The following is a 12898-nucleotide window of genomic DNA, read 5'->3' as shown; positions in this document are numbered from 1 at the left end:
GCTTCTTTCTTATCTTTCAAGTTACCTTGCTGGAATTGGCACAGTATTCATAAAGAATCCGCTGCCGAGGTGTCATAGGGCCAGTCCCTCAACCTCTCGTGATAAGAATTTTCATAAAATTGTATTAAATTATTTTCATTCTAAGTTCATTCCAGGCAAAAGTCAAGGAATTCCTATCCGAATTTACCGAATATCTAAAAACCCTTTTAACACACCAATTGTTTCTGGTGCTTGCAGTCTTGCACATACGTACGGAAATTCCGTACTACCTTCAAACATCATTTGAGATGTGAGCGGTGCCCCTGCCCAAAAGATTTCATCATCGATTACGATAAACGGGAATGCTTTGTTTTGCCTTTGTAACTTTACATCTTTCAATGGAACTGGTCCATCACTATACACCGTTATTTGCGCATTTGTACGCATTAACGCTTGCCATACTCGCTTATCCACTTGTTTTGTGCTTGGAAGTGAAATAATAATTTTTCGTTTTGCAGCTAAAATATCTTTCAATAGCCCTTTCGGTTCTTCAAGATTCATTTCCATAAACCAGCGTAAACGTTTCGAAATTTTTCGTTCCCACAATTGTCTTGATGTCGTACGATCATACACATCTCCGTGACGTTCTATATGAGCCGTTAATTGTGATAACGCTTGTTTTCTCGAAAGGTTTTTACGCATATAATGGCAATCTGATAATTGAATGAACTTCCCTCTCGCTCTCGTTACGGCTACATTGACGAGGCGATGGTTTTTATGGTCAAAGAATAACACACCAGGTCGTTCTTGCGGATAACTATCCACCGTATCAAATATCATCATATCTCTTTCAGAACCTTGAAACTTATGAACCGTTGCTGCTAAAACTGGTATGTTTTGATATTTCGTTCTCTGCAACATTTCTCTAATACACGTTGATAAAAAGCGGGATTGTGCCCTGTAAGGTGTAACAACACCGATCGATTGAACACCATCTAACAGTCCAATTAACATCATTTGCATCGCTACTAAACCAGACATAATGTTAAAACGAGAACCTGAAGCAGCGTCTTTTAACGAAAAGGCTCCCATTAAGCTCGTATCAAATAAAACACTTGCCTCATTTGCGAACGGTTGTAGCTGTGCAAGTTCTTTACGCTCTGAAACAGACGGATGATCATATACTCTATTTTTATAAATAAATGAATTTGTAAACTTCGATATATCCGCATGCATACGTCTTTGTTCCTGCAGCATAAAGAGGTTCGGATGTGCTTCTGATTTATTGACAGACTCAACAATCCCGGCATGGTAAAACATATCTTCCCCGAGCCATTTTCGAACGAGTTCATGGTTCGCCATCGCGATTGGAGGTAACTGTAAAAAGTCACCACAAACGACAATACGTTTTCCAAGTGAAGCAGCTAATGCAATTTGCGGAACATATGCCATACTCACTTCATCTACGACAACTAAATCAAATGTACGCTCATAAATAAGTGAATCAATGGCACATTTCGATAAAGTTGCGCCGATTACTTTCGCGTTTTCAATGTATTCTTTTTCTACTTCTTTAATTTTCGCTTTTTGCTTTCGAAGATCATTTTCAATCTCTTGTATACGCTTCTTATCAGCAGAAGTCGCTTTATATGATAAAATCTTTTCACGAAGATCTTGTCGTGTCTCTTCTAAATAGAGTCTTTCTTCTCCCCAAGATCCGTTCGTCGTTTCAACTAGCTTCGACGTAAGTAATGTTTCATGATTTCGTATATGTTCATGTTGACTATAACCGTAACGAACAATTTCGCCAGGTGTCCATTTCTTTTTTTTCTCAATTTGCTTCGTTACTTCGCTCATTAATACGTCTACTGCCGCATTACTATGAGCTAATACAAGTACCGATTTTCCTTTTTGATAATGAGCCGAAATAATACGTGATAAATTGTAAGACTTCCCTGTTCCAGGCGGTCCCCACACGTACGTTGTCGGATTGTAAAACGAACGATACGCCAATTCATTTTTCGGATTTTTCATCTTCTCAATATGTTTCGGACTGCTCGTCCCATCAACAAGACGCTTTATACGATTACGTTTTAACTTATCTTTATGTGCCTCTTTCAATCGCTCTTGTAGTTGCTCTAACAATTGCCACGGTTCACTGTATAAAACAGCTTCTCGTATTTCACCTTGTATATAATCATTTAATTTCAGTTCTATTTCTAATCCATGTACAGATAATACTTCTCCTGTCGCTTCCTCACCATCAAACTCAATTCGAATTGGTGAACCTTCAGGTAAGCTTACTTCCGAAATAAGCTGAAATACGTATACTGTACTTTCATAATCTGTATATAAAAAACGACCGTTCATAATAGAAATTTTACTACCACCTATCGTTTTCCAATGTTTAATTTCATACGCTAATGCATAATGCCACTCTTTCATCGTTGCCGATAATGAAGGAGTTTGAGTAGGTGTATTCATCGTATAATCTCCTTCCTTCTCCCCAAACATACTTTCTCACTATACCATATAACAAGCTAAAATTTGTAAGGTTTTTATCTTGCTTATTTTCTTAATTTTCAATAACATATTGTATATAATTTTCAGAAAGAAGGGATCTACATGCCAGTTAGAAGAATTGAACACGTCGGTCTTATGGTCGCAAACTTAGAAACATCTATTTCATTTTATGAAGAAGTAGTTGGCTTACAACTCATTAAACGTATGGGTCACCCGAATCCAGACTTAAAACTCGCTTTTTTAGGTGTGGAAGAATCGAAGGAAACGATACTCGAACTTATTGAAGGTTATAACTCTTCTCTTCCGGCAGAAGGAAAAGTACATCATATTTGTTTTAAAGTAGATTCATTAGAAGATGAAATTGAAAGAATACAGAAACACGGCGTAACCTTTCTATTAGGAGAAGAAATTGAAACATTACCAGATGGAACACGTTACATATTCTTCGCTGGTCCTGATGGAGAATGGATTGAGTTTTTTGAAACGGAGAGATAAAGTGAGACTTTAGTCAGCCTACAATTAGCGGGATAATAAATTTATTATCAACATAAGGAGTAGAAACTGATGAATACAGTTTTTATTATCGTTTTTTGGATACTTATGCTCTTTCCAATCCTTTACGTAATCAAGATAAAGCATTGGAATTTAAAAGTAGCTGCCTTATTTGTTGGAAGAATTCTATTAAGTATTATCTTTTTCATAAATGGAATTGTGTTAGGACTGCAACGAAATTGGGCAGAGCCTCCCTATGGAACAGAATGGGATGTCTTTATAAATTCTTTATTACACGGTAAAACTGATGCACTTATACACTTATTACTTCTAATTATTATTGTCACATTCGACTTAATAATCTTATTTTATTATAGAAATAAAAAAATTAGGGTGTTTCCCTATTTCTTTCATCTTGGCTCATATTAATGCGTGGGAAACAACATAATTGATTATATGCCAAAACAAAGACAAAAACGGACCTGTTATCAGGTCTTTTCTTGCTTTTTCTGTTACACTCCTTTAAAAACAACATAAGTCAAACAAAATTCGCTATACATGTTACAAAATTATATTTTCTTTCATATTTTGCAACATGTATAGACAGATATAATAGAACTTTATCAATTTTATTGGATAAACATGGGCAGATAAATAAGCCACACTATTAAATTCGAATACGAATAATTATATTAAGTTTCAAAAAAGGAGATGAATTATTTTGAGGTCATATTTCCCAAAATCATTTTCAACCTCAAAGCAGAAAAGAGACTGCCGTAGAATTTCCCCTGCTTTTCCAGCTTAATTCCCTCCTGTTCTCCATATAATATATCTACCTTGATTCAATTTATGTTTTAAATTGTTATTTTTCATATAATCTTTCTCCACCTCGATCAAGCTAACAAAAGTACATTTCATCTTACTTTCTCATTATATAGACTATACCAATTTCTCTTCTCACTTAATGGTTTCGTTTATGTTAAAAAAATAGAGCCTCAGGGACGAAATCCTGAGACTCTATTTTTATTTTAAAAAGGACAGCATGATTTTCTCTGTTTCTTCTTTACTTAAATCACCTGCAAGAATTAAGACTTGATAAGCGCTATTCTTTCCTTTTGCAGGAACAATCATTTGCATTACTTTATAGGTTTCCTCTGTATCAAGACTTTCAACTAAGGTTATTTTTGTACCTTCTAATTCATAATTTGTTACCTTTTCATTATACTCCGCTCTTTTATTCGAGAATTCTTTTCCCTCATCAGTAACTGCAGATTGGTGCACAATATATACATTATCTTTACTTTGATTTTGATATTCATAAATAAAATCGGGATTCATTTTTCCAGTAGTCTTCGGTGTTGTAACACCTTCTCCAGTTAATTTAAACCCTTTTACCACATAACTTGGGGCATTAATTGGAAAATCAACATATTTCTGTGCTTCCTTTTTAGTTAATCTAAATTCCGAAGTAATTTTCTGTCTAAATGGTCCAATTTCTTCACTGTTTTTCTGATATTTTTTTTGTTCTTCTGAATCTAACTTTTCAGGACTTCCTACTAACTTTACTTTTTTACCCAAAGTATATGCTTCTGTTTCTAAATCAATAAATCGTTCAAATTCTTCTTTTGTAAACAGATTTCGTGCCAAACCAACTTCTTTAAGTAAAGTATTATACTCTCCCTCTGAAACAAAAAATTCTGCATCTGCCCGTTCTTTTGTACCAATCATTTTTTCTACAATTTTCTGTATAGGAATATCGGTTTGTGTTTTTAATTCTTTCATATTATTTTTCACTTCTATTTGTTGTTTCTCAGGGTTAGTCGGCTTATCAGCACGGGCGTTTAATAAGGATACAGATGAAACTGCAATAACTGCCACAGCCCCTATCGCAGACCAACGATATGATTTTTTTTGGAATTTTTTAATCATTAGAATTCTCCTTTTTAACGCTCTCTTGTTTTTACTAAAATTTGCTATACTTGGTACTTGATAATAACTTGAGTAGTGTTCCAATAGACTAATAATAGTATGTCCATACGCAATTCGCTCCTCTGCATCTATACATGTAAGAGCTAATGCATCGCATGCTAGTTCTTGATCTTCCCGCATACATGAGTAGGCATACCATAGAATGGGATTAAACCAATTTAAAATTAGTAAGCCATGCATAAGCCAGTTCACACCAACATCTCTTCGCTTGATGTGAGCTAATTCATGATGAAAAATATATCGTAACTGTTGCTCATCTAATATTTTCATATGTACAGTTGACAATAGCAACTTGGGACGAATAAATCCAAACACTGTTGGACTGGAAACCTTTCCAGATACAAATAGAGGGATATTCCGTTGAATAGACATAGATTGCTTACACTTTTCAAAAAGCTGGACAATCTTCTCGTCTGTAATAACAGGTTGTTTTTTTATGTAAAGTAATAAACGCCTGTTCATTATAAAAGTAGCAACACTTAAAAGGATAACACCAGTAAGCCAAATGTATATACAAATTGTATAGAACGGAATTGGCTCACCATCCTGCTTTTCATTCATGCCTGTTTGTGTCTTATTTGTCTGAACAGTTTTTGTTGAACTTGAGGTATAAGTATCTTCTTTTGTGAGAACCTTTGTATCGTCTATACCTTTTAATTCTTGCGTACTCTCTTTTGTAAGAAACTTAGCTACAGGATTTCCCCTAGAAATGAATGCATCATCATTCTTGTAAGTAAGAACAGAATAGATACTATAGGAACTATCTGGCGACCAAGGTAATACAAGTCTTATAATTAATATGATCCATAGCATATATTGCCAACGTGGCGTTAACTTATTTCTAAACAAGACCTTGATACACAAGATTAGGCCCACTAATATACTAGCCATAATGGAAGTCTCAATCATCCAATCAAAAAAAGCAGGTAGATAGATATTTACAAATTTTTCTATCACTATAATCTATCCTTCCTCTGATTTTCCTCAGTTTTCTCATCCAGAATACGTTTAAGTTCGTTAATATCTTCTGAAGACAGCTTTTCTTCTTTTAAGAAATTTACAAGTAAAGGTTTAAATGCTGCACCATAGAAACGTTTAAGCAAAGATTTTGTTTCTACTTGTAAATAACTATCTTGCGATACCAAAGGATAATAAGCGTACATACGCCCTTTATCTTGATGGTAAGCAACTGCTTCTTTGTGAACTAATCGATTAATTAGTGTTCGAATCGTTTTGGGTTTCCAATCCATTTTCTTCTCTAACTCTTCAATCACTTCATTTGCGGTTTGTGGAGATTTTGACCACAGTACTTTCATTACTTCTAACTCAGCTTCTGAAATTTTAGGTAATTCTTTCATTAGTTTAAATTACACCTCCATTGGATTACATTTGTAATCCGTAACTGAATATTACACTTGTAATCTTGCATTGTCAATCTTATTTTATATTTTGAAATCCTTTCCTATGCCCATCAACATAAGGACGAAAAAAATTAACATAAGTATAGAACTTCATGTCCTCCTAATGAGACAAAAAAGTAGATGCTTCATAAATATTTTTTGTTACTAATATAAAATTGAATTTTAATTTCACACTTAATTAGTATATTCCGTTTTAAAAAAAGTACCCATTTTCTTGTCCATATATCGAGACAAGAAAATGGGTACTAAATGCAATGTATCTGTAGATAATTCAGCATTTTACACTATAAAATAAGTTCCTACTTTCATGTCTTTTTACTCCCCTTTTTTGTTGTACAAGGACATGAAACTCCAAACTATTTAGACTAGAAATTCTAAAATAAGATTTTTATTAATTATTTAATTGTATATTAAATAATTAATAAAATCAGCGTTTTTAAATATAAAAGACCCAAAACAATAACAATTAGTTTTAGGTCTTTTTAAGTATTTCTGATCCAATTCTTAAATTATTAAGTCGAAAATATTGAACGATCTATAGTTAAAAATTATATACTTATTACTTCTCTTTCGGAAGTACAATTCTTTTATATAATTGAACTGTAATCAAGTAGTAAATCGAGTAAATCACTACAAAAATAACAAGTGGTAACCAAATGCGAGAGTACGGATCGATTAAAAGAGGGCTAAACATGTTCATACCAACTAATATATGAGTAATCCCCACAATTGCTGGGAATAAGAATATGAAGAATAACTCTTTATAAATTGATTTTGTTAATAATTCTCGGCGGACACCAATTTTTTGAAGCATTTGATAACGTGTTACATCTTTTGATGCTCCCGACAGAACTTTAAACATTAAACAACTTGCCATCATTGCTAAGAATGCAATTCCAACGAAGAAACCCATAAACATTATTCCGCTGGCAAAACCATGACTCATATTATATGTTTGATACTTACTATGCAATTCTTCTGCGTTCACATTTTTATATTTCGCTATCTGTAATTCATCAAGTTTTTTCCATTCTTTTATGTATGCTCCAAAATCATCTGTTTTCCCAATGAACACAGTACTTTCTTTACCCTTCATACCATCGTATATTTTTTGGTCTACAATTGTTATTTCATAATCAGGATTCACATATTCTGGCTGAATCGTTCTGAAAGCCTGGATCCATTGTTTTGTGTCCGTCTCTCCTTTAACCCATTTTATTGAAAAGGCACCAATTGGTAATCCCTCTGAAACTTTCTCTTTTTTCAAACCTTGTATAAAAGGGCGATTTTTCTCTAAATCTTCTTTTAGATAATAAACATACTTATCATCCACTTTGTAATGATATTCAAGTTTTTCTTGAAATAAGATACCACCCAAAATTGTCTTTTCTTCCGCTGTTGGATTATGAATGACTGAATCGTAAATTCTTATTTGATCTGTCATTTTTAGGATGTTGTTTTTAAATGCCATACCACAAGCAATTCCACCAGCACCAAGAGCCACTAAGATTGCTACTGTTGCAAGCACATTTGTTAGACCATTAATGCGGAAATTTAATTGTGCAAAAGTAAAAGCATTGAGGCCTTTTTCACTACGTTTTTTATTACTCTTTAGCTTGTTAATCATAACTGGGAGAAGTGATCCAAATATTAGGTAAGTACCAACGGTTGCTGAGATTAATCCAACGGCCATTAATCCCAAAACAATTAGCGAATTTGCATATGACATATAAATCAGTGATGCATAACCAATACCTAATAAAAGAATACCAAGGAATGCAATTACAACGGTCATTTTTCCTTTTATGGCAACACGTTCTGTTTGTTCATCTGCATGTACAAGTTGCAGTACAGAAATACGAGATAATTTAATACTATTCATAATTGCCGATAATACAAATAGTGCAAAGAAGAAGACGCAAGTAATAGCTATAGATGGCAGATAAAGTGCTTTATAACCTTCGCCAGCAAACTCGAGTTGTTTCATTAATAGCTGACCGATACCTTCTGCAAGTCCAACACCAATTGTAATTCCAATCAAAAGAGATGTGGCACCTAATATAATTGTTTCGATAAACATAAGTAAGGTAACTTTATGCTTTTTTGCTCCTAACATCATATACATACCAAATTCTTTTTGACGAAGAGCTGATAAGAAAGAGTTTGCATATAAAATATAGAAAAATGTGATAACCGCTAACAAAAAGGAACCAATTTTAAATACAGACACAATATCCCTAATAGAAGAGTTAGATTCAAGGAACGTTTTATTGGATGCTAGCGTTTGAAACATATAAAAAGTTGAAATAGAGACAATAAGACCAACAAGTAAAACAATGTAATCTTGCAACTTACTTTTTAGGCCTGACATAGAAAGCTTAAATAACATGATTGAACTTCCTTCCTTACGCTTTTTGTGTGCCCAAGTTTGCAAGCACGTCTAAAATTTCTTTATAGAATTCTTCACGGGTACCACCGCGATGAAGTTCTTTATATAACTCACCATCTTGAATGAATAAAATACGCTGGCAGTAACTTGCGCTGTAAGGATCATGCGTAACCATCATTATGGATACACCTTGTTCTTTATTTAGGCTTGTCATGGCATCAAGTAAACTCGTTGCATTTTTGGAATCTAGAGCTCCAGTTGGCTCGTCCCCTAAAATAATAGCAGGTTCATGCACTAACGCACGTGCTGCTGCAGAACGCTGCTTTTGTCCACCAGATACTTCAGAAGGATACTTTTGAAGTATTGCTGTAATGCCTAACATATCAGCTACTTTTTCTACTTTCTTTCCAATATTACGAGATGAAACACCTTGAAGGGAAAGTGGTAGTGCAATATTTTCATATATAGATAAATTCTCTAATAAGTTAAAGTCCTGGAAAATGAATCCTAATTTTTGCGAACGGAAATCAGAAAGCTCACCTTGCTTCATTTTCGTAATATCCGTACCTGCAATTTCAACAATACCGCCCGTTGCTGTATCTAACGTTGAAATTACATTTAATAATGTTGTTTTACCAGAACCAGAAGGCCCCATAATACCAACAAACTCTCCCTCTTGAATCGAGAATGATACACCTTTTAACGCGTGTGATTGATTCTCACCTTTTTTACCGTACAATTTTTGAATGTTTTTTACATCTACAACTGGTTTTATCATATATATCCTCCTACGTTTGTTTTTTCTATTTCATTACAATAAGCTACTATTTTTATTTGCTACTAACAAAATAGTCATGTTGCATCCACCCTTATGCTACTATGAAAACTTTCATCTTATCTTCTTCACTCACCCCATCACTTTGAATACACCCATGATAAACTATGAAAATTAGGAAACACCCCATAAAATCCTTAAGATTTCTTAAGTTTTTATAAAAAAAGCTTATGGAATCTATAATTCCATAAGCCATTCTATTTTATTGGATGTTCAACAATAAAGGACATCCAGCCGTCTTTAAATTCTGCATGTATATTACCATGATGAAGTTCAACAATTCTTTTTGAGATAGCAAGCCCCAGACCATTTCCCTGGTCATCTTTTCTTGCCTTGTCCCCCCTGAAAAACCTTTCAAACAATTTATTTGGATCACTAACTGGCGGTTTCTCGACTTTATTTGACACTTTCAAAATTGCTTTGTTATCCATTAATTCAAGACATACGGATAATTCGGATGGTTTCATGCTGTACTTTATCGCATTCATAAACAGATTTTCATATACACGTACCATTTTTTCTACATCTATGAAGATAGGTATTGTTTCTTGTGTAATTGATTTTTGAACGATTAAGCTTTCCTTTTCAAATATAGGAATGTATTCTCCAACTATTTGCTCCAACAAACCTGATAAATCAACTTCATTAAGATTTAACTTAGCATCTACGCCTGATAAACGAGTATATTCAAACAGCTCATCAATTAAATATTTCAGTCTCTGTGACTTTGAATAAGTGGTTTCAAGGTATTCCTGTAATTGTGTTTTACTGTTGTATTGCCCTCTTTTTAATAAATCTATATAGCCAATAATAGATGTTAACGGTGTGCGTAAGTCATGAGATACATTGGTGATAAGTTCATTTTTTGTACGTTCCAATCGTCTTTCTTGTTCAAATGTATTTTCCAATTCCTTGGACATATAGTTGATATTTTGAGCAAGTTGGGTCAATTCGTCCTTCCCCTTAATCCCAATTGTCAGACCCAGTTTTCCATTTGCAATATCATTTACATTATCCGAAATGAGCTTCAAATATGCTATTTTCTTTCGAACCAATATCAAAAAAATTATTATAAAGTTAAAGATTGCGAACGCGAATAAGAACAACAATACCAAATTGAATTCAAACATACCAAATTCTTCGTGTTTTATAAATAATGGATCTATAACGTATGCCAAAATGAGGATTGTTAAACCAAATGAAATAAAAAAACTAACTGCAACAGCACCAAGAAGTTTTATAATGATCTTATTTCTAAAACTAACATTCTTCATATTTTATATCCAATTCCCCAAACAGTTTTAATATAAATAGGATGTTTAGAGTCCTCTTCAATTTTGTCTCTTATTTTTGTAATATGCACCATGACGGTATTATCTGATTTATAAAAAACCTCTTTCCAAACTGCTTCATATATTTTTGCAACACTCAGGACAATCCCTTTGTTGCGGGCAAGTAATTCGAGAATAGCAAACTCTTTTGGAGTTAACCTTGTTTCTTTTCCTCTTACCCATACTTGACATGTATCTGTATTTACGGTTAAGTCACCAATTTCTAGAATGCTTTTATTATGCTCTATTGGCGTATTGTATTTTTTAAATCTTCTTAATTGGGATTTCACTCTAGCGATTAATTCTAATGGGTTAAACGGCTTTGATAAATAATCGTCTGCGCCAGAGGCTAGACCTTGAATTTTGTCTATATCCTCAGATTTTGCAGATAGCATAATGATAGGCATATTACGATCTTCCCTAATTTTCATACATGCTTCAATGCCATCCATATTCGGCATCATAATATCTAAAATAATCAAATCAAATTCCTTTTCTTCTAACAGTTGTAAAGCTTGTATAGCATCTTCTGCCTTTTGAGTTTTTAGGCCTTCATTTTCCAGGTATACAGAGATAAGATTTCTAATTTCTTTATCATCATCAACAATAAGAATTTTTGACTCCATTTTATTCCTCCACATTAAATGCAATAAGTATCCAATAAAGCATATATTTGTTGTTAATTAATTAATAAACTTAATAGAGATTGTTTCTATCTTTTTTCTTTACTTAAGACGATTCTTTGTAAAATACACAAAAAGACCGTCACAGTATTGTGACGGAAAAACAGGAAAATTTCAATAACTAATTACTATTATTATTTATTTTTAGCTTTTAAGGCATCTAACGCTATTTTGGTTGCTTCTGCAATAAGCTTATCATCGTATTTAGCATCCTCTTTATCATGATTAGAAAGTATCGCAAGAACAATTGGCTTTTTATTTGGTGGCCAAATAATTGCGATATCATTTCTGGTTCCATAAGATCCCGAGCCAGTCTTATCAGCTACTTCCCATCCTCCTGGAACTCCAGCACGAATTAAGTTGTCTCCCGTAGTATTCCTTTTCATCCAATCTATTAATAAATCCCGTTTCTCAGTTGAAAGTACATCTCCTAGCGTAAAAGCCTGAAGACTAGTAGCTAATGCCTTTGGGGTACTAGTATCATGGGCGTCTCCTGGATACACTTCGTTTAACTCTGGTTCAAAACGTTCAGGATTTGTAACGGTATCCCCTATTTCTCTCAGTGATTTTTTGAATTCACTAGGTCCACCTAATTGTTTAAGAATAAGATTTTGTGCAGTATTATCACTATATCGAAGGGAAGCATCTGCAAGCTCTTTCAGAGTCATACCTGTATCAACATACTTTTCTGTAATTGGATTGTAATTAACAAGATCTTCACGAGTATACAAAACTCTTTGATTTAGATCTTCTATTGATTTCTTTTGTAAAAGTACTCCCACAGCTAAAGCTTTGTGGGTAGATGCGTATGCAAACCGTTCATCTGATTGATAAGTAACGGTTTGATTCGTATCAGTGTCCAATGCATAAATACCGAGTTTAGCATCAAATTCTTTTTCAAGTTTAGCAAAAGAATCATTACCAGTAGTTTCTTGTTTGATTTGATTTGTTTGTTTCGTTTGTTTAGGTGATTCAGATGGAGTATTACTATCAGAACAGCCTATAAGCGTTGCACATGAAAGAAATACTACAGGTACTATCTTTTTGTAATGTAACATGTTAAAAAACTTGTTTAAGACTATCATACATTTTCAACCTCTTTCAAGAATATATGGTTTTTCTAGGTGTTTACATACCGATACAATTAAAGCGTGTATCGGATATCACTCTTCTTGCGTCTCACTTTTCATAAAATGAGCGAACTATCATGAACACCTGTTTTATACGTATACTTAATAGACAACCTAAGTAACAAT

The 12898-nt window shown here is 33.5% G+C and carries 10 protein-coding genes and 1 riboswitch; of the genes, 2 read left to right on the top strand and 8 right to left on the bottom strand.

Annotation, left to right across the window (positions count from 1 at the left end):
- Positions 1-6: 6 nt before the first annotated feature.
- Positions 7-108: riboswitch (SAM riboswitch) on the bottom strand.
- A gap of 75 nt (positions 109-183) precedes the next feature.
- Positions 184-2493, bottom strand: coding sequence for an AAA domain-containing protein (locus tag ILT06_RS15685; RefSeq protein WP_064475776.1), 2310 nt, complete (start codon positions 2491-2493; stop codon positions 184-186).
- A gap of 111 nt (positions 2494-2604) precedes the next feature.
- Between ILT06_RS15685 and ILT06_RS15680 the strand changes: the two genes are divergently transcribed.
- Both ILT06_RS15680 and ILT06_RS15675 read left to right on the top strand, forming a co-directional pair.
- Positions 2605-2997, top strand: coding sequence for a VOC family protein (locus tag ILT06_RS15680; RefSeq protein ID WP_001145279.1), 393 nt, complete (start codon positions 2605-2607; stop codon positions 2995-2997).
- Between the two features lie 69 nt (positions 2998-3066).
- Positions 3067-3423, top strand: a complete 357-nt coding sequence (locus ILT06_RS15675) for a hypothetical protein (protein WP_081257286.1) — start codon at positions 3067-3069, stop codon at positions 3421-3423.
- Between the two features lie 594 nt (positions 3424-4017).
- Here ILT06_RS15675 and ILT06_RS15670 read toward each other — a convergent pair.
- The 7 genes from ILT06_RS15670 to bla all read right to left on the bottom strand — a co-directional run bounded on the left by ILT06_RS15670 (position 4018) and on the right by bla (position 12727).
- Entirely contained in the window at positions 4018-5940 is a 1923-nt protein-coding gene (locus ILT06_RS15670; RefSeq protein ID WP_064475778.1) for a M56 family metallopeptidase, read from the bottom strand.
- Positions 5940-6341, bottom strand: coding sequence for a BlaI/MecI/CopY family transcriptional regulator (locus ILT06_RS15665; RefSeq protein WP_000661426.1), 402 nt, complete (start codon positions 6339-6341; stop codon positions 5940-5942). The genes ILT06_RS15670 and ILT06_RS15665 overlap by 1 nt, the downstream gene beginning before the upstream one ends.
- A gap of 622 nt (positions 6342-6963) precedes the next feature.
- Positions 6964-8793, bottom strand: coding sequence for an FtsX-like permease family protein (locus tag ILT06_RS15660; RefSeq protein ID WP_222655273.1), 1830 nt, complete (start codon positions 8791-8793; stop codon positions 6964-6966).
- Positions 8794-8809: 16 nt separating this feature from the next.
- Positions 8810-9571, bottom strand: a complete 762-nt coding sequence (locus tag ILT06_RS15655; protein ID WP_000595171.1) for an ABC transporter ATP-binding protein — start codon at positions 9569-9571, stop codon at positions 8810-8812.
- 254 nt (positions 9572-9825) lie between these two features.
- On the bottom strand, positions 9826-10902 hold the full coding sequence (locus ILT06_RS15650; RefSeq protein ID WP_064475780.1) for a HAMP domain-containing sensor histidine kinase: 1077 nt from the start codon (positions 10900-10902) through the stop codon (positions 9826-9828).
- On the bottom strand, positions 10899-11585 hold the full coding sequence (locus ILT06_RS15645; RefSeq protein ID WP_048559889.1) for a response regulator transcription factor: 687 nt from the start codon (positions 11583-11585) through the stop codon (positions 10899-10901). Before ILT06_RS15645 ends, ILT06_RS15650 begins: the two co-directional genes overlap by 4 nt.
- Positions 11586-11776: 191 nt before the next feature.
- Positions 11777-12727 carry a class A beta-lactamase gene (gene bla, locus ILT06_RS15640; RefSeq protein ID WP_064475781.1) on the bottom strand — a complete coding sequence of 317 codons (951 nt, stop codon included), beginning with the start codon at positions 12725-12727 and terminating at the stop codon, positions 11777-11779.
- Positions 12728-12898 lie beyond the last annotated feature (171 nt).

Source organism: Bacillus sp. 17RED48, assembly GCF_019837545.1.
GTDB classification, from domain to species: domain Bacteria; phylum Bacillota; class Bacilli; order Bacillales; family Bacillaceae_G; genus Bacillus_A; species Bacillus_A wiedmannii.
The sequence above is the reverse complement of the archived record's forward strand: the minus strand, read 5'-3'. Positions and strand labels throughout refer to the sequence as shown.

Coding starts and splice junctions, on each gene's coding strand:
- ILT06_RS15685 (WP_064475776.1), bottom strand. CDS start 2,493: ATGTTTGGGGAGAAGGAAGGAGATTATACGATGAATACACCTACTCAA.
- ILT06_RS15680 (WP_001145279.1), top strand. CDS start 2,605: ATGCCAGTTAGAAGAATTGAACACGTCGGTCTTATGGTCGCAAACTTA.
- ILT06_RS15675 (WP_081257286.1), top strand. CDS start 3,067: ATGAATACAGTTTTTATTATCGTTTTTTGGATACTTATGCTCTTTCCA.
- ILT06_RS15665 (WP_000661426.1), bottom strand. CDS start 6,341: ATGAAAGAATTACCTAAAATTTCAGAAGCTGAGTTAGAAGTAATGAAA.
- ILT06_RS15660 (WP_222655273.1), bottom strand. CDS start 8,793: ATGTTATTTAAGCTTTCTATGTCAGGCCTAAAAAGTAAGTTGCAAGAT.
- ILT06_RS15655 (WP_000595171.1), bottom strand. CDS start 9,571: ATGATAAAACCAGTTGTAGATGTAAAAAACATTCAAAAATTGTACGGT.
- ILT06_RS15650 (WP_064475780.1), bottom strand. CDS start 10,902: ATGAAGAATGTTAGTTTTAGAAATAAGATCATTATAAAACTTCTTGGT.
- ILT06_RS15645 (WP_048559889.1), bottom strand. CDS start 11,585: ATGGAGTCAAAAATTCTTATTGTTGATGATGATAAAGAAATTAGAAAT.
- bla (WP_064475781.1), bottom strand. CDS start 12,727: ATGATAGTCTTAAACAAGTTTTTTAACATGTTACATTACAAAAAGATA.